General features: G+C 61.0%; 13 protein-coding genes, 1 other RNA gene and 1 pseudogene. 13 read left to right on the forward strand and 2 right to left on the reverse strand.

Translation table 11 applies throughout. The features are described 5' to 3' along the window. Positions 1–1,452: hypothetical protein (locus ABF824_RS07010; RefSeq protein ID WP_415487442.1), on the reverse strand; the 1,452-nt coding region annotated here is incomplete at its 3' end. 181 nt (positions 1,453–1,633) lie between these two features. Here ABF824_RS07010 and ABF824_RS07015 point away from each other — a divergent pair. Beyond that, positions 1,634–2,146: a hypothetical protein gene (locus tag ABF824_RS07015; RefSeq protein ID WP_415487444.1), complete on the forward strand. Its 513-nt coding sequence runs from the start codon at positions 1,634–1,636 to the stop codon at positions 2,144–2,146. A 10-nt stretch (positions 2,147–2,156) separates the two neighbouring features. Here ABF824_RS07015 and ABF824_RS07020 read toward each other — a convergent pair whose 3' ends face one another. Then, the gene (locus tag ABF824_RS07020) at positions 2,157–3,176 is read right to left on the reverse strand and encodes an alpha/beta hydrolase (protein WP_415487446.1); all 1,020 of its coding nucleotides are present in this window, start codon (positions 3,174–3,176) and stop codon (positions 2,157–2,159) included. Between the two features lie 114 nt (positions 3,177–3,290). Here ABF824_RS07020 and rnpB point away from each other — a divergent pair. The 12 genes and pseudogenes from rnpB to murC all read left to right on the forward strand — a co-directional run bounded on the left by rnpB (position 3,291) and on the right by murC (position 17,861). Continuing rightward, an RNA gene (rnpB, locus tag ABF824_RS07025) (RNase P RNA component class A) lies at positions 3,291–3,674 on the forward strand. Positions 3,675–4,009: 335 nt separating this feature from the next. Beyond that, on the forward strand, positions 4,010–4,480 hold the full coding sequence (gene mraZ, locus ABF824_RS07030) for a division/cell wall cluster transcriptional repressor MraZ (protein ID WP_415487448.1): 471 nt from the start codon (positions 4,010–4,012) through the stop codon (positions 4,478–4,480). Beyond that, positions 4,477–5,565 carry a 16S rRNA (cytosine(1402)-N(4))-methyltransferase RsmH gene (gene rsmH / locus ABF824_RS07035; RefSeq protein WP_415487450.1) on the forward strand — a complete coding sequence of 363 codons (1,089 nt, stop codon included), beginning with the start codon at positions 4,477–4,479 and terminating at the stop codon, positions 5,563–5,565. Before mraZ ends, rsmH begins: the two co-directional genes overlap by 4 nt. Then, on the forward strand, positions 5,565–6,548 hold the full coding sequence (locus tag ABF824_RS07040; protein WP_415487452.1) for a hypothetical protein: 984 nt from the start codon (positions 5,565–5,567) through the stop codon (positions 6,546–6,548). Before rsmH ends, ABF824_RS07040 begins: the two co-directional genes overlap by 1 nt. A gap of 248 nt (positions 6,549–6,796) precedes the next feature. Then, positions 6,797–8,743 (forward strand): peptidoglycan D,D-transpeptidase FtsI family protein, encoded by a 1,947-nt coding sequence (locus ABF824_RS07045; protein ID WP_415487488.1) that lies wholly within the window; start codon positions 6,797–6,799, stop codon positions 8,741–8,743. 4 nt (positions 8,744–8,747) lie between these two features. After that, the gene (locus ABF824_RS07050) at positions 8,748–10,211 is read left to right on the forward strand and encodes a UDP-N-acetylmuramoyl-L-alanyl-D-glutamate--2,6-diaminopimelate ligase (RefSeq protein WP_415487454.1); all 1,464 of its coding nucleotides are present in this window, start codon (positions 8,748–8,750) and stop codon (positions 10,209–10,211) included. Next, a pseudogene (locus ABF824_RS07055) lies at positions 10,208–11,610 on the forward strand (UDP-N-acetylmuramoyl-tripeptide--D-alanyl-D-alanine ligase). Before ABF824_RS07050 ends, ABF824_RS07055 begins: the two are co-directional and overlap by 4 nt. Next, positions 11,610–12,701, forward strand: coding sequence for a phospho-N-acetylmuramoyl-pentapeptide-transferase (gene mraY, locus ABF824_RS07060; protein ID WP_415487456.1), 1,092 nt, complete (start codon positions 11,610–11,612; stop codon positions 12,699–12,701). Before ABF824_RS07055 ends, mraY begins: the two are co-directional and overlap by 1 nt. A 12-nt stretch (positions 12,702–12,713) precedes the next feature. Continuing rightward, complete coding sequence (gene murD, locus ABF824_RS07065; RefSeq protein ID WP_415487458.1) at positions 12,714–14,099, forward strand: UDP-N-acetylmuramoyl-L-alanine--D-glutamate ligase; 1,386 nt, start codon at positions 12,714–12,716, stop codon at positions 14,097–14,099. Continuing rightward, complete coding sequence (locus tag ABF824_RS07070) at positions 14,099–15,265, forward strand: FtsW/RodA/SpoVE family cell cycle protein (RefSeq protein ID WP_415487460.1); 1,167 nt, start codon at positions 14,099–14,101, stop codon at positions 15,263–15,265. Before murD ends, ABF824_RS07070 begins: the two co-directional genes overlap by 1 nt. A 2-nt stretch (positions 15,266–15,267) precedes the next feature. Continuing rightward, positions 15,268–16,437, forward strand: a complete 1,170-nt coding sequence (gene murG / locus ABF824_RS07075; protein WP_415487462.1) for an undecaprenyldiphospho-muramoylpentapeptide beta-N-acetylglucosaminyltransferase — start codon at positions 15,268–15,270, stop codon at positions 16,435–16,437. Continuing rightward, the gene (gene murC, locus ABF824_RS07080; protein WP_415487464.1) at positions 16,434–17,861 is read left to right on the forward strand and encodes a UDP-N-acetylmuramate--L-alanine ligase; all 1,428 of its coding nucleotides are present in this window, start codon (positions 16,434–16,436) and stop codon (positions 17,859–17,861) included. The genes murG and murC overlap by 4 nt, the downstream gene beginning before the upstream one ends. Positions 17,862–17,880: the final 19 nt, after the last annotated feature.

Genomic DNA, 17,880 nt, shown 5'->3' on the forward strand with positions numbered 1-17,880 from the left:
CCCTTCTACCTGCGCTGCGAGCGCCCCCGGTTTCGGCATCATCCAACGGGCAACGGATGGGGCGGTAGACGAACCTTCTGTTTTTTGCATGGTGAATTGCAGAAACGGAGCAGACTGCCCGACACTCGACCCCAGATTGAGCGCCAACGTCGCATTCAGGAACGATGTCAGGATCGAAGGACTTGCAAGACTGCCTTTTTCATCGACCGTGAGGCCACCCGTGGGCATTGAATCCCCGAGCGCCTGCCCTCCCCCGACATGCAACTGATTGAAAAATCCAAGACCGGATGAATAAATTCCCCAATCTGTCTTATGCTGTTCCGCCAGCGTCACTCCGTCTTGATTGGGGATGGCCGCCGTCAACTGTCCGATGTCCATGTTGGCGACAGTGCCGTGCCGAAAGATCAATCCGTTTGTCAGCGCAGGTCGCCCGCCCGGTGTGCGTCCCTGAAAAAAATGCGCGTATAGACACTCGGATTTACAATCGTAGATCTCATCATAACCGGCGACGGTATTGATGCCGTCAAAATCATTGCCCCGCGTGGTGCGGTCATTGATGATCTGGGCCTCACCAATGATCGACGAGCCATTGGAACCCTGCTTGAGATCAAGCACATGATTCCAGACCCACGAATTACCGGTGGTGTTGGCTGGATCCTGCGTCATGGAGAGATACTGCGTCACGGCGTCATGAGTGTGATAATCGAGACCACCATCAGAGCGACGATCAATAATATACGGATCACTGTTCCAGCCCACCACTGACTGGACATTGTGCTGATAGGACGCGCGCTGCCCTGTGTTCTGAAAAACACCGCTGAGATATTGTATGTTTTCCGTCCCAGCCTGCGCAATCTGCCCTGCGAGTGTCTGCACGGACCGCACCATGGCCTGCGACTGGTCCGCCACGCCGGGCAACCCCGCCGACTGGAAAGCTATGCTGGCGCGATCAAGCTGCACCGCCACATCGGAACAGGGGGACGCAAGAGACGACATATAATAACGCCCCCCGGGAAACAGCAGGCGCTCATGCGTTTTACAGGCATAGCGAAGAGCATTTTCCACGGCATGCGCATCGTCCGTGCCGCCAATATCGATGTGAAACCCCTGAAGCTGAGGGCGCATAAAGGCATTCGAAAGCGTCAGGATATTTCCGGAAACATTTGTGATGACAGTGCCTTTTGGCAGATCGAGAGATCCGACAGTCTCTCCACTTCTGGCCTGCCCCGCATCCGTTACCGTAACCTGCGATGCACCGCTTGCGACCGGCGAGGCCAGCACAAGCTGCGCAACATCCCCTTTCGCTCCAAAGTCACGGACATTGACACCGTCTGTCTGGTGAGATTCCGGCAGGGATGGAACAGCCACGGCAACCGAAACGAGAGCCACCGCAGACAGGCAGGAGATAGCCAATAGACCTCCCCCTTTCATGACCTTACGAACAGGGGACAAGAACGGATGCTCCTTACACTCAAGGCTTCCAATGCGCCCAAAAAACATGTCGCATTTCGCCCACGTGAGCGACAGTGCAGAAGCCTAGCTGCCTTGCCGTCTCTTACTCTACCTTTCAGGCGGCGCACCGGCTAAAGAACACTTCCCTTAACAGGATACTATCATCAGGGGAGTGTTGCGGATGGCTGCGACATGGGGAGAGTTTCAGGCCGTTGTTCAACTTTCAGCAGGCCTCAACGTAGCCATTCTCAGTTTTGTCGATATCAGCCTGCCCATCATCAAGGAGCGGAGACGCGTCTTTGCCAAGGCGCAGGAAGAGCTGGAGATTCATCGCAAAAATCCCCACAAACGGAACGGTATTGAAAAAGACCAGCATATCGAGGCCGTCAACGTTCTCGACAAAAGGCTGTTCGATCTGTGGCGGGAAACAACGGCTTTCGAAAATGTAGAAGATTCCCTCATGCGAACTACCGGGGTAATGGGCATTCTCGGCTCCGTGCTCAGTCTGGGCCTGCTATGGTATTCCGCTCTGCATTATAATGATGAGACTTCGCTGGTTGGCCAGTTGCTGATCGTGCTCTCCTTCTGCTCTCTGGTCGGCGCTTTCCTGATCAATTTCTTCACGGCCTCGAAAGCGTCTCATTACGCCAAGCAATGCAACGACATCCGCGAGAGGATGCGAACGCATCTCTAACTCGGACAAATCATTTTCCCCGGAAGGCACGACGCAATGCCTTGGCTCCCAACTTCAGGACATGACGAGCCTTGGGCATCATCGGATAAAATTGCAGGAAGCCATGAAAGGTGCCCGGCACACATATATAAGAGGCAATATTTCCTGCCTTCCGGAGCGCCTCCCCATACTGGGCTGCTTCATCACGGAGCGGATCACATTGCGCGGTCATGATCCACGCAGGCGGCAGATCGGATAGATCCGGCTGAAGACCCGGCGCAAAGCGGGGATCGGAAATATCTTCCTCCGAACGGGCATATTGATGACCGTACCACTCCATCATGGCGGTGGTCAGGAAATAACCATGTGCGAACAGATGCCGGGAGGGCGTCTCCTCCTTTCCCAGCGTCGCCGGATAAAGCAGCAGTTGCATGACGGGCTCAGGCGCTTCTGTTTTTCCCAGCTTCCGTCGCTGGTCACGCGCCCGGTGACACAGCACCGCCGCCAGAGTGCCTCCGGCACTGTCTCCGGCAACTGCCACCTGACCACCCCACCGCCACGCTTCTGACGAAAGCCATTCAAGAGCCGCCCATGAATCCTCTACCGCGGCAGGAAACTTGTTTTCGGGAGCGAGACGATAATCGAAAGACAGAATGACCGCCCCGGATGATCGCGCCAGCCGACAGCAGATTCCGTGATGCGAGTTCAGGCCACAGTGAACGAAGCCGCCACCGTGCAGATAAAGCACCACACCCTTTGGCCGACCATAGGGAATGTACATCCGTGCTGGACGGAGTTCCGTTGCCCCCGGCACACGAAGGTCAAGCACACGCCTCACCTGCAACGATGAAAGCGGCATGGGAAAAGATGGGCGTCCCGTCACACGGCGGATTACGGACAGAAGTGCGGGAGACGCTCTGAACGGGTCTTCCTCTTTCTGCACCCCTGTGGGCGCCAGTCTGCGCCGCTTCGCATGCCGCTTCAGCCAGTCGAGCAGAAGCCGCGACGGAAGATCCAGCCGGGGCGGCGTACTTCCAGACTCGCGCGGCACGCCTCGCAGTCTGTACAGAATGGAGAGGATTGGCATTGCGAGCCGAGCCTGTCGCCTGCACGGCGTGATGTCCAGCCCTTGACGGGACAGCCCTGCACGCGCAGGTTCCGCCCGCCAGACGGTTGGACGACCGCTGTTGCGTCAAGCAAGGGAGGAAAGTCCGGGCTCCACGGGAGAACGGTGCCGGCTAACGGCCGGCGAGGGTGACCTCAGGGAAAGTGCCACAGAAAACAGACCGCCTTCCGGGCCTGCTCGCAGGCTGAAGGTAAGGGTGAAACGGTGCGGTAAGAGCGCACCGCGCTTCCGGTAACGGCGGCGGCAGGGCAAACCCCACCGGGAGCAAGACCGAATAGGGACGGTAGGCAGCATGACTGCCAGAGGTTCTCCCGCCTCCCGTCCGGGTTGGTCGCGTGAGGCGTGTTGCAAGACATGTCCCAGAGGAATGGTCGTCCGGTCCTTCGGGACCGACAGAACCCGGCTTACAGACCGTCTGGCATTTCATGATTTTGGTGGTTTTTCCGCCCCGAAGCGCATTTCCGGGCGCATGACTCGTTACGACTCCGCAGAAACCCGGGAAATCTTTTTTTCTTAACCATTTAAGAACAGACGCCAAAAGAACATAACAAGAACGTCTATTTTTCTTAACAGTTACATCGATTCTGGAAACCTATTAGGAACGAAGTCAGACAAAATTGTCTTTTTTCGCGGTTTTCTGCCGTTTTTTATTAGAGATTCATTTGACGTCCCATAAAATCCCATGATATCCCATTCTTATCCCAAACGGCCCCAACCGATCACGGACACCCCATCGCGAATGAAGGACCTCAACTCAGGTGAGCGTGTTTCTCGGCACACATCAGAATCGAATCGACGCCAAGGGGCGCGTATCGATTCCTGCCGGGTTCCGAACCGTCCTTCGCAACCGCGCTCAGGAGGGTGAAGCCCTGATGGTCATGCGTCCTTCCCACACACTTCCCTGCATCGAGGTCTGGCCCTCAGCCGCCTTTGCCGCACTGGCCCAGCCGCTCGACAGACTCGACATGTTCTCTGACGAGCATGACGATCTGGCCGCAGCGCTGTACGCGGACGCCTATCCGATCGATTCGGATCGCGAAGGGCGCATCATCATTCCTGACTTCCTCCGTGAACACGCAGACCTCACGGATACCGTCGCGTTCATGGGTCTCGGACGCATCTTCCAGATCTGGGAGCCGAAAGCAGCCGAAGCACGCCGCGCCGAAGCCCGTCTCCGCTCACGCAAAGTGACCCTACCGGGCAACCGCGAGCAGGGCGGCACGGCATGAACGCGATGAACAGACAGCTTCCTGCGAGCCTGCCGGATCATGACCCCGGGCATATCCCGGTCATGCGCGATGAAGTCCTGAAGGTGCTGTCACCGAAAAACGGTGAGGTCTATGTGGACGGAACATTTGGCGGTGGTGGCTACACCAATGCCGTTCTTGCCGCAGCCGACTGTCACGTCTGGGGCATTGACCGTGATCCCGACGCCATTGCGCGCGGAGAAGCGCTTGCCAGCATCTGGGGTAACGCCGCTGATGGCACGGCACGCCTTCGCATGCTGCGCGGTGGGTTCGGCGGCATGAGCGGCATGCTCCATGACGCTGGAGTTTCCAGCGTAAATGGCGTGATGCTGGATCTGGGGGTCTCCTCGTTCCAGATTGACGAGGCGGAGCGTGGCTTTTCGTTCCGTGCCGATGGCCCCCTCGACATGCGGATGGCAAAGGCCGGCCGTTCCGCTGCCGACCTCATCAACGAGGCATCGGAAGCGGAACTCGCCGACATCTTTCATTATTATGGCGAAGAGCGTCACGCCCGCCGTGTGGCGCGCGCTGTCGTGGAAGCCCGCAAGGCGGAGCCGATCACCACGACGCTGCAACTCGCCAACGTCATCCGCTCCGTGGTTTTCGCGGACCGTTCGGGCATCGACCCTGCGACACGCAGCTTTCAGGGACTACGGATCGCCGTAAATGACGAACTCGGCGAAATCGAGCGCGGCATTGCACAGGCGCTGTCGGTCCTCGCGCCGGAAGGCCGCCTTGTCGTGGTGTCCTTCCATTCTCTCGAAGACCGCATCGTGAAACGGGCCATGGCCGCAGCAGCCGGACAGAAACCCGGACTGTCGCGTCATGATCCGCGTTCGATGGAGCGACAGGAAAAACCTGCGTCGTTCACGCTGGCTTTCCGCAAGGCGATGAAGCCTTCGGAAGCCGAATGTCGACGCAACCCAAGGGCCCGCAGCGCCAAATTGCGTGCTCTCATCCGGACCGCCACGTCCGGAACCGAAACATCCATCATCCCGGCCACAACGGGGCGCAACGCGAATGTCGGCGCACGCTCCGAACAATCTTCCGACAGAGGAACAGCTTGATGTTCAGGCCTTTCACCATCTTTTGCGCCATCATGGCCGGCGGCTCCGGGATGTTCCTTTATACGAAGAAGCACCAGACGACAGAACTGGACCAGCACATATCAAAGATCGTGGCTGACACCCAGCATATCCGGCAACAGACAGCAGTTCTTCAGACCGAATGGGCGCTGCTGAACCAGCCGGAACGACTGAACCATCTGGCCGCGCGGTTCGATCCGAACCTGAAGCCGATGAACCCCAATCAGTTCGTGCGTCTGGCCGATCTGAAGCAGCATCTTCCCTCGCCCGACACGCGGCATCTTACCCCAGCGCCGGAAACCGCAGCTGCCCCGCAAGTGGTGGCCAGCCGGGTGACAGAGCCGACACATACAGAGGTTGAGCCCGAGCGCGTGACGGCTCCGGTGGCGAAACAGGTTCTAGCCTCCGCGAACCCCGTCGCCTCTCCCCGTCCGGTCCAGCAGATTGCTCTGGCAAAAACCAGCTCCGAACTGCCCGTGCAGGCGCGTGTGTCTGAAACAGCCCATCGGATCGAAACGCACCACGCCGCGGAGCCACTGCGTGTGGCGTCCGAAGCCAATCCTGTCGCAGCACCTCACAAGATCACGCATCATCCTGATGCTCTGGCTCTTGCCCTTGACGATCACGCCGAGACGCCGGTTGTTCACCATGCCGCGCATCCCGCCACGCCGGTTGCGCTGGCGGATAGCAGCGCTACGACGCATCATGCCACCAGCCGCGATGTCGCAAGCCTGACCGATGTCTCGAAAACGTCGCGCCATCTGGTCGTCGCCCGCAATTCCGTGCCGAGCGATATCGCCAAGCCGCATGCGTCCAGCCTGACGAGCGCTCCGGTGACCGTTGCTGCATGGCATCCGGCGACCGCGCCACGCTATGTCGAGGCGCGTGCCATCTATTCCGGCTCCCTGCTGGGCCGGTCCGCCATTGGAGGAGGCCTGCCGCCGCCGATGCCTGTTTCCAACTGAGGGTGAATGCCAAACTAAATCCACAGTTGTCTGCTTGAAACAGCCCATGCCGGTTTGGCCGGCATGCAGTCCTATCAGCCCCACCGGCGTACGCTTCCTCTTGCTGTCACCGGGCCTTCGAGGATACGCCCACCTCCATGCCGCGTCAGTCTCCGCCTTCCGATCCTCATACTCCCGGGCCTGAGCACATATCTCAGGATGTGCGGGTTACGAGCGAGGAACTGCGTGGACGGGCGCATCTTGAGCGGATGCATGTGCGGCTGCTCGGTCTGGCAACGGTTTTCTGTGGTCTCTTCGGTGTGGTCGCACTGAAAGCGACCATTGCGACCATCATTTCCCCTATGGCGCCCGAAGCACGGCAGATCCGTCCGCAGGTGCCGGAAATTCCGAAGATCGACCCGAAAAGCACCCTCACCAGCGCGCTGGCCATGCCGCAGGTGAAACGGGCGATGATTGTTGATCGGAACAATCAGGCGCTGGCCGTTTCCCTGCCTGTCGCGCAGGTTTACGCCAATCCGAAGGAACTCATCGATCCGGCAGATGTGGCGAAAAAGCTGAAATCGGTTCTGCCGCAACTTGATGAAGCGGAAACGCTTCGCCGCCTGTCCCTCTCGAAACAGTTCGTCTATCTGGCCCGCAACATCACGCTCCAGCAGGAGCTGGCGGTCAACAATCTCGGTATTCCGGGCATCTATTTCGAATCTGGTGAACGTCGCCATTACCCGCTCGGACAGGTCGCCGCGCAGATCATGGGTGGAGTGGATATTGACGATCACGGGATTGCCGGGGTCGAACGGTATTTCGACAAGCGGCTTCTCACCGAAAAACAGCCTCTGAAACTCTCGCTCGACGTGCGCGTGCAGAGCGTCGTGCGTGAGGAACTGGCCACGGCGAAAGACACATTCGACGCCATTGGCGCCTGTGCCATCGTCATGGACGTGAACACCGGCGAAATTATCGCCATGGTCAGCCTGCCTGACTACGACGCCAACAATTTTGCGCGCGCCCCGGCGGACAGCCGCTTCAACCGCGCCGTCACCGGCATGTATGAGCCGGGCTCCACCTTCAAACTCCAGACCGCCGCCATGGCGATCCAGCTTGGCGTGGCGCATATCTGGGATCGTTTTTCCTCTATTCCCATCCATATCGGCCGTTTCACGATTGCCGACATGAAGACCGACCATTTCGCTCCCTGGCTGACCCTGCCGGAAGTGATGGCGTTCTCCTCCAATCCCGCCGCTGCGCACATCGCTCTCGATGTCGGCGCACAACGCCAGCAGGACTGGCTTCGGCACATGGGCTTTTTCGCGCCTGTGCCGGTGGAACTGCCGGAAGCGGGCCACCCCATTGTTCCGGCAAAACGCAACTGGGGCATTTCCACTGTCATGACCGTCGGGTTCGGTCACGGTGTGGCGGAACCACCCCTTTCAATCGTCCGCGCTACGGCCGCTACGGTGAATGGCGGCATTCTTCTCAAACCAACTCTGGTTGCGCGAGAAGACAGCGACACCACACAACTTCCAGCCGAGACATCGGCCTCCCCTGTCATCACCGGTAGTGATGAAGCAGGTGCGACAGCGGAAGAGACTGCGCCACCAACAGGCGAGCGCGTCTTCTCTCCGGAAAATTCCGCGCTTCTCCGCAAGATCCTTCGTCTCGATGTGACACAGGGAACAGGTAAGGCGGGTGAAGTTCCGGGCTATTTCGTGGGTGGAAAAACCGGCACCGCCGAGAAAATCGGCGCAAACGGCCGCTATATGAAACACACGAACATCTCTGCTTTCACCAGCATCTTTCCGATGAACGCGCCGCGTTACGCCGTTTATGTCATGCTCGACAGTCCTAAGGGCACGACGGCCACCCACGGATGGACAACGGCTGCATGGAACGCCGCGCCTGCAGCTGCCCGCATGATCTCCCGCATAGGCCCGATGTTGCAGGTTTTCCCCGACACGGCCAATCAGGCAAAAATCGATGCCGCAATGGCCATGCCCCTCCGCCCTTCTCCTCCCCGTGGTGTCAGGCCATTAGGCCCGGGAAACGATCCGGGAGATCCACGCACTGTCGCAGCAGCGGAGCACAGAGCGCAGGAGCGTGAGAAAAACGCCGAGCGTGCCGGTGAAAAACAGAATGTCCACCACGCGGGCGGCAGCCCTCATGATATCACCGCGCAAGCGGAACACGGACGGGGGTAAGAGCATGCTGCTTTCTTCACTTCTCACCAGTGCTGGCCTGAAACCACCTTCAGCCGCCTCCTCCGATCCCGACATAACGTTGGTCACGGCGGACAGCAGGGCCGTTGTTCCCGGTACACTTTTCGTAGCGCTACCGGGCACGAAACGTGACGGTCGTGACTTCATCCCCGAGGCGCTGGCAGCGGGGGCTGCGGCAGTTCTTGTGCCAACCGAAACCGCTGCTGTCGTGGGTGTACCTACAGTCTATACTGCTACCCCCCGTCGCTCTCTGGCGCTGCTCGCTGCTGCCCTCGCTGGTCCGCAGCCTGAGCACATCGTCGCCGTCACGGGAACGAACGGAAAGACCAGCACTGTCGATTTCCTGCGTCAGCTCTGGGAACAGATGGGGCGCAAAGCCGCCAGCTTCGGCACGCTTGGTCTGATCGCGCCGGTGGATCTGCCGTTCGATATCCCCTCTCTCACCACGCCGGACCCGGTGACGCTGGCGCGCGGTCTCGCCGCTCTCCGGGAACGCGGGGTGACGGATATAGCCATGGAAGCGTCCTCCCACGGCCTCGATCAGCGCCGTCTGGACGGGGTAAAAATCAGCGCCGCCGGTTTCACCAATCTTACCCGTGATCACCTCGATTATCACGGGTCGCTGGAAGAATACCGCAAAGCCAAGCTGCGGTTGTTCGATACGCTGCTGCCGGGCGGCGCACTTGCGGCGGCCAATGCCGACATGGACGAGGAAACGCTGGACGCCCTGCGCGATATCCAACGTCGTCGAGGTCTGGAACTGCGGCTCGTCGGCCGCAAGGGCAGCACGATCCGCCTTCTTGCCCAGAAGGCACTGCCGGAAGGCCAGAGATTGCGGCTGGAGTTCGGCAAGCAGGAAATAGACGTGATGCTTCCCCTTCCGGGGCGCTTTCAGGTCGATAACGCTCTGCTCGCTGCGGCCTTGGCCGGGCCGGATACAGCGGATGTGAGAACGGCGCTCGAACTTCTGCCGAAGCTGCGGGGTGTACGTGGCCGGATGGAGCGGGCAGCGGTGCTTCCGAATGGTGCGGCGGTTTATGTCGATTACGCGCATACACCGGACGCCCTTGCGCGCGCGCTGGACAGCATCCGTCCGCATGTAAAAGGGAAACTATTCGTTCTGTTCGGCGCAGGTGGTGATCGCGACAAGGGCAAACGTCCGCTCATGGCGCAGGAGGCCGCGCAACGGGCCGATGTTGTGCTGGTGACGGACGACAACCCGCGCAGCGAAAACCCCAAGGCCATCCGTCACGATGTCCTGTCGGGCGCGCCGGACGCACAGGAAATTCCAGACCGCAAGACCGCTATCGCGGAGGCCATGCACCGATTGGGGGCGGGCGATGTCCTGCTGGTTGCCGGCAAGGGACATGAACAGGGACAGATCATTGGAGATGTCGTGCATCCATTCGACGACGTGAGTGTCGTGAAAAGTTTTGCGGGGAACGCATGACGGCACTCTGGACTGGCAAGGAACTCGTCAAGGCGACACAGGGACGTTTCGGATCGGGCGACGGTGCGGACGTAACGGTTTCGGGCATCTCCATCGACACGCGCACTCTCTCCCCGGGCGATCTGTTTATCGCGCTGGTGGGAGAAAATTCGGACGGGCACGCCCATGTCGCCACCGCGCTTGAACAGGGGGCGGCAGCGGCCGTCGTGCATCGCACTAAGATATTCCGCACATGGTGCCAGACGACCCGCGTCTGGTGATCGTTGGCGATACGATGGTCGCGCTATGGGACATCGCCCGAGCGGCTCGTGCCCGTTTCGATGGCCGTATGGTCGCCGTGACAGGCAGTGTCGGCAAAACGACCACCAAGGAAATGCTGCGTGTCGCGCTCGCGGCTTTGGGCAAGACCCATGCCGCCGTGGCGTCCTACAACAACCATTGGGGCGTGCCGCTCACACTGGCGCGCCTGCCTGCCGACGCCGTGTTCTGCGTCAGTGAAATCGGCATGAATCATCCGGGTGAGATCGCGCCACTGGCCGAACTTGTGCGTCCCGACGTCGCTGTGATTTCCACCATCGGTTCGGCCCATCTGGGCCATATGGGCAGCCTCGAAGCCATCGCGCGCGAGAAATCGGCTCTTATCGAGGCGCTTCCAGCCGGGGCCATCGCCGTGGTGCCGGATGATGCCGAAGGCCAGGCCATCTTCGCTGAAGTCGCGCAGAAGGCAGGCGTCACACTATGGCATGCCGGTTTTGGCGAAGCGAGCAAGGCCCGTCTGAGCGACCTGACGCTTACGCCGGACGGCAGCCGGTTCGTCGCACATATTGCCGGAGAGGCCATTCCCGTCACACTCAATGCCGCTGGCGAGCATCTGGCCCGCAACGCCCTGTCCGCCCTCGCCGTCGTGGCGGCCCTGCACGGCAGTCGCGCCGAGTGTGTCCGGGCAGCCGATGCGCTGGCCGATTTCCGGCCCGGTGCGGGACGTGGGGCCGCAACACCAATTCTTGGCGGCAAAGCGCTTCTGCTGGACGAAAGCTATAACGCCTCCGTCCTCTCGATCCGCGCTGCACTCGGTGTGCTCAAACTGTTGCCCGCTACGCGCCGCATTGCCGTGCTTGGAGACATCCGTGAACTGGGTGATTTCTCACGCGAGGAACATCTCTCCCTTGAGCCATCGGTCAGCGCCGTGGCCGATCTTGTTTTCTGCTGTGGACCGCACATGAAAGATCTTTTCGATGCCCTCCCCTCTTCCCGCCGCGGAAGCTGGAGGGACGATTCCGCGGCGCTGGCGCCGCTCGTGCGGGACGCGCTTCAGCCCGGTGATGCCATTCTGGTCAAAGGCAGCTTCGGTAGCCGCATGAAAGTGGTTGTGGACGCGCTGAAGGCGGAGAGCGTCTGATGCTGTATACGCTGGTCGCCCATCATGCGCAGGGCCACACCACCTTCCTCAACCTGTTCCGTTACATCACCTTTCGAGCTGGCGGCGCATGTCTCACGGCGCTCGCCATCGCGCTGCTGCTGGGCAACCCCGTAATCCGTCAACTGAAGCGCATCCAGCGTGAAGGACAGCCGATCCGCGCGGTTGGACCTGAACGGCATATTCTCGAAAAAGCAGGCACACCGACGATGGGTGGCGTGCTGATACTGGCAGCCCTGTTTGCGTCCACCCTGCTGTGGGCGGACTTACAGAACGGCTTTGTCTGGGCTGTGCTGTTTGTCACAGCGGCTTTCGGCGCGGTCGGTTTTGGCGATGACTATCGCAAGTTGGCGAAGCGCAATACCGACGGCATGTCCAAGAAGGCCCGTCTGAGTTGCGAGTTTGGAGCTTCGCTCATCGCAGGCTGGTGGATGCAACACCTGATGCCACCGGAACTGGCCAATCACCTCGCCTTCCCGTTCGTGAAGGATTACATGCTGCCCCTCGGTTACGCCTTTCCGATCTTCGCCATGGTGACCATCGCGGGCTTCGGTAATGCCGTGAACCTGACGGACGGCCTCGATGGGCTGGCGACCGTTCCCGTGGTGATCGCCTCGCTGGTATTTGCCCTGATCGCCTATTTGGTCGGCAACCATGTGTTCGCGGATTATCTCCAGTTGCACGCTGTTCCCGGCACCGGTGAACTGGCCGTCTTCTGCGCCGCATTGGTCGGCGCAGGGCTTGGATTCCTATGGTTCAACGCTCCTCCCGCCTCTGTGTTCATGGGTGACACCGGCTCACTGGCGCTTGGTGGCGCGCTTGGCGCGGTGGCCGTTGCGACGAAACATGAATTGGTACTCTGCATTGTCGGCGGCCTGTTCGTGGTCGAAACCCTGTCGGTCATCATTCAGGTGTTCTGGTACAAGCGCACGAAGCGGCGTGTGTTCCTGATGGCCCCGCTGCATCACCATTTCGAAAAGAAAGGATGGCAGGAACCCAAGATCGTCATCCGTTTCTGGATCGTCTCCGTCGTGCTGGGGCTGTTCGGCCTCGCCACTCTCAAGCTGCGCTGAGGAGACCGCCTTATGTCCGCCTTTCCCACCGATCTGTTCACTGGCTGCCGCTTTGCCGTTCTTGGGCTGGGACGGAATGGCGCACCCGCCGCCAAGGCGTTGGCGGCGATGGGCGCGGACGTGCAGGCGTGGGACGATGGAGAAGCCGGACGGGCCTCGCTTGATGATGCTGGCGCCTTTTCCGGCACGCTGACCGTTGCGCCGATTGAAAAACTCGACGGTTTCACCGCGCTGGTGATGTCGCCGGGTATCCCGCACATTCTGCCAAAAGTGCATCCCGTCGCTGCGCTGGCCAAGGCGGCTGGCGTGCCCATTCTGTCGGATGCCGATCTGCTTTTTCAGGCCGTTCGGAAGGCTGGCTCGAAAGCACGCTTCGCGGGTGTTACAGGCACAAACGGCAAATCCACCACCACGGCGCTGCTGGCGCATCTGCTGCGCCATGCGAGCCTGCCTGTGGCGGAAGGCGGCAATCTTGGGCCGGCCTCCCTGTCCCTGCCACTTCTACCGGATGACGGTGTCTACGTGCTGGAAATGTCGTCCTACATGCTGGAACGATTGCAGACGCTGCATTTCGACACGGCCTGCCTGCTGAACCTGACGCCCGATCATCTCGATCGACATGGTGATATGGCCGGTTATGCCGCAGCCAAGGCCCATATCTTCGACCGGATGGACGGCAACGATCTCGCCGTGATCGGCAATGGCGATCAATGGTGCCGCGATATCGCTGCCGAGGTGAAAGCACGCGGCATTCCGGTCGAATCCATTTCTGGCCGTGATGATGAGGCAGCGAACTTCCACATGCACGACGGCGCTGTGGTGAGCCACGGGATGATTATCGCCCGTCCCGGCGCCACCTTGCCCGGCACGCACAACGCGGAAAACGCCTGTGCAGCGCTCGCCATGGCCCTGAAACTGGGTGCGGCTCCTGATATTCTGGCAAAAGGGATCGGTGATTTCGCGGGGCTGGCACATCGCCAGAAGCGTGTCGCGGACATCAACGGCGTGGCCTATGTGGATGACAGCAAGGCCACCAATGCCGATGCGGCCTCCCGTGCGCTAGGCTGTTACGAACACATCGTCTGGATTGCAGGCGGCATGGCCAAGGCGGGCGGGATCGACGATCTTGTGCCGTATTTCCCGCGTATCACCCGCACCTTCCTGATCGGTCGGGATGCACCCGCGCTGGCGGAAACGCTGGCTGCCCATGATGTTCCCTACGAGATTGCGGGCGATCTTGAACATGCCGTTCCGGCCGCGCGCAAAGCCGCCGAGGCTGGAGGGGCGGAGGTCGTGCTGCTTTCGCCTGCCTGCGCCAGCTTCGACCAGTTCGCCAGCTTCGAAGCGCGCGGCCGCCGGTTCGCGGAACTGGTTCATGGACTGGAGGAGAACGCCTGATGGCCCGCTTCTCGCGTATCGACAATTCGGCTTTCGGGCGGTGGTGGCGCAGCGTCGATCATGTGACGCTGGCGTGTGTCGGCATTCTGATCGGCTTCGGCTACATCCTGATGCTGGCCGCCAGTCCTGCCGTCGCCGTGCGTATCGGCGCATCGCGCAACATGTTCATTCTCAAGCAGGTGGTGTTCCTCACTCTGGCTGGCGCGTTGACGGTCGGCGTGTCCATGCTGTCCCGCAAAGGGGTGATCCGTCTGGGGCTGATCGGCAGCGCCATAGCTGTGGGAGCCACAGCGCTCACTCTGGTGCATGGCATCGAGATCAAAGGCGCGCGCCGCTGGATCGCCCTGCCGATGATGTCCGTCCAGCCCTCCGAATTTCTCAAGCCGTGCTTCGCCGTGCTGACGGCGTGGCTCCTTGCCAAACGCCGCGAAATACGCAGGTTTCCCGGCCTGCTGCTTGCGGTGGCGGGCTATGCCGTCATCCTGATCCTGCTGAAATCGCAGCCTGACATAGGCATGCTCACCGTTGTCACCACCGTGTTCGTGGCCCAGCTTTTCGTGGACGGACTGAACATGCTGTTCATCGCAGCGCTGGTCGGCATCATGGTGGTGGCAGGAATTGCGGCGTATTTCCTCTTTCCGCACGTGCATTCCCGCGTGGAACGTTTCCTTCACCCGAATGTCGGGGATCACTATCAGATCGACACGGCCCTCCGAGCATTCGGCAATGGCGGCCTGCTCGGGCGTGGCCCCGGCGAAGGACGCGTGAAAGATCTGCTGCCAGACGCGCATGCCGACTTCGTCTTTGCCGTCGCGGGCGAAGAATACGGACTGCTGATCTGCGCCTTCATCATCGCCGTGTTCGCCACTATCGTCATCCGCTCCCTGTTGCGACTGCTGCGCGAGGACGATCCGTTTCTCATATTGGCCACCGCCGGACTGGTAACAGGCTTCGGGTTGCAGGCATTTGTCAACATGGCGTCCACCCTGCATCTGATCCCGACAAAGGGCATGACACTGCCCTTCATTTCCTACGGTGGCTCCTCGGCACTTTCCGTGGCGCTCACCATAGGCATGCTGCTGGCCCTGACACGGCAGCGCATGGGGCAAAGCCGCATCAGCCGTGCGCTGAATGAACCGCGTGGCACATGGAAAGCAGCAGCATGAGCATGAAGCAGACAAAAATGGATATCGGTCCCATCGTCATCGCCGCTGGCGGAACCGGCGGCCACTTCTTCCCTGCCGAGGCTCTTGCCGATCAGCTCGTGGCACGCGGCTACCGTGTCGCATTGATGACGGATGCCCGGGCCGGAAAACGCACAAGCGGCGTGTTCGCAACAGCAGATCAGTTCATCCTGCCGGGCGCGGGTGTAGCGGGGCGCGGTCCTCTTCGCGCTCTCAAGGGCGGTCTGGCTCTCCTGCGCGGTGCGAACGAAGCACGCACCATCATGGCCAAACTCCGCCCATCCGCCGTGGTTGGCTTTGGTGGCTATCCGTCCGTGCCGCCCCTGTTCGGCGCACGCCTGCTGCCGGGTGCGTCACGACCAAAGATCATCCTGCATGAAGGCAACGCGGTTCTGGGAAAAGCCAATGGCTTCCTCGCCCGGTTCTCGGACGCCATCGCCACGTCGTTTCCCAACGTAAAAGGCCTGCCGTCCGGCGCCCGGGTCGTCATGACGGGAATGCCTGTCCGTCCCGCCATCGCGGCGCTTGCTGGCGAGGGTTACACGCCGCCGACCGATCTCATTCGTCTGCTCGTCTGGGGCGGATCGCTCGGCGCGCGTGTGTTTTCCGACGTTGTGCCACCCGCCCTTGCCCTGCTCCCGGTGGAAATCAGGGAACGCGTCACAGTCACGCAGCAGGTCCGCGCCGAGGATATGGAGCGTGTCCGCACAGCCTATGCCGCGGCGGGCATCGCCGCAGACCTTGCGCCGTTTTTCAATAACGTAGCCGATCTGATGCGTCAGGCGCATCTCGTGATCGGACGCGCTGGCGGCTCTTCAGTGGCGGAGCTGGCGGTGGCAGGTCGCCCTTCCATTCTCGTGCCACTGCCTGTGGCGGCCAGCGATGAGCAGACGGCCAACGCACAGGCGCTTCAGACTCTTGGCGCTGCATGGCTTGTCCGCCAGCCTGATTTCACCCCGGACACCCTGTCCGCGCTACTGGCAATGCTGTTCACGGACACAGGCGCGCTGAGCGCCGCCGCAGCCGCGTTGCCCCGCCGAGCAGACGCCGCCGCACGTCTTGCCGATCTGGTCGAAACGACCTTGCGTGGAGGAACGGCAGAGGGCTATTCCTCCCCGACTTCCGCCACTCCCAGCCTGGAGACCACCCCATGAGAGCCCTGCCGCTGACAATCGGTACCATTCATTTCGTCGGTATCGGCGGCATCGGCATGTCGGGCATCGCCGAAGTCCTGCACATGCTTGGCTATGTCGTGCAGGGCTCGGACATGAACGACAGTGCGAACGTCCAGCGTCTGCGGGGGCTTGGCATCTCGGTCACGATCGGTCATGACGCCGCCAACCTCGGACAGGCGCAGGTCGTGGTGATCTCCACCGCCGTCAAGCGCGACAACCCGGAAGTGGTCGCCGCCCGTTCGCGCCTGATTCCGGTCGTGCGCCGTGCGGAAATGCTCGCCGAGCTGATGCGTCTGCGCTGGTCCATCGCCGTGGGCGGCACGCATGGCAAGACGACGACGACCAGCCTGATCGCCGCCGTTCTGGAAGCTTCCAAGCTGGACCCGACCGTCATCAACGGCGGTATCATCGAGGCCTATGGCACCAACACCCGCATGGGCAAAGGCGAGTGGATGGTGGTGGAAGCCGACGAAAGCGACGGTTCCTTCCTGCGCCTGCCCTCCGTGATCTCCGTCGTCACCAACATGGACCCGGAGCATCTCGATCACTGGGGCACGGCGGAAGCGATGGAAGCGGGCTATGACCAGTTCGTCTCCAACGTACCATTCTACGGTTTCGCCGTTCTCTGTATCGACCATCCGGCCGTGCAGCAGATGATCCCGCGTCTTTCGGACCATCGCGTCGTTACCTACGGTTTCTCGCCACAGGCGGACGTGCGGGCCGAGAAGGTCATCACCGACAAGCTCGGTGCGACGTTCGAGGTGCAGATCACCGACCGCACGCGCCGCCGCACCCGCAAGGCGGGTCCGTTCCGCCTGCCGATGCTCGGCAATCACAACGTGCAGAACGCACTCGCCGCCATCGCTGTTGCGACCGAGATGGACATCGACGACGCGACCATTCGGTCGGGTCTGGCTTCTTTCCGTGGTGTGAAGCGTCGCTTCACCCGGTGCGGCGAGGCCAACGGTATCACCGTGATCGACGATTACGGTCATCACCCGGTCGAGATCGCCGCCGTGCTGAAGGCTGCCCGGCAGGCTGGCGCACGTCAGGTGATCGCCGTGATGCAGCCGCACCGCTATTCCCGCATGCAGATGCTGTTCAACGATTTCTGCACCTGCATGAATGACGCCGACACGGTCATCGTGGCCGATGTGTACGCCGCTGGCGAAGACCCCATCGAAGGCTTCAACCGCGACAGGCTGGTCGAAGGCCTACGTGAGCGTGGTCATCGCTCGGTGGTACCGCTGACCGACCCGGCGCATCTGGCTGAAATGATCAATGCCATGGCCAAACCGGGCGATTACGTCGTCTGCCTCGGTGCTGGCACCATCACCAACTGGGCGCATGCGCTGCCGGGTGAACTTCTGGCGCTTCAGGCGAAGCAGAAGGGCGCGGCATGAACGATATCGCCTCCGCAGG

It is taken from the genome of Acetobacter sp. (assembly GCF_047721705.1).
GTDB lineage: Bacteria > Pseudomonadota > Alphaproteobacteria > Acetobacterales > Acetobacteraceae > Acetobacter.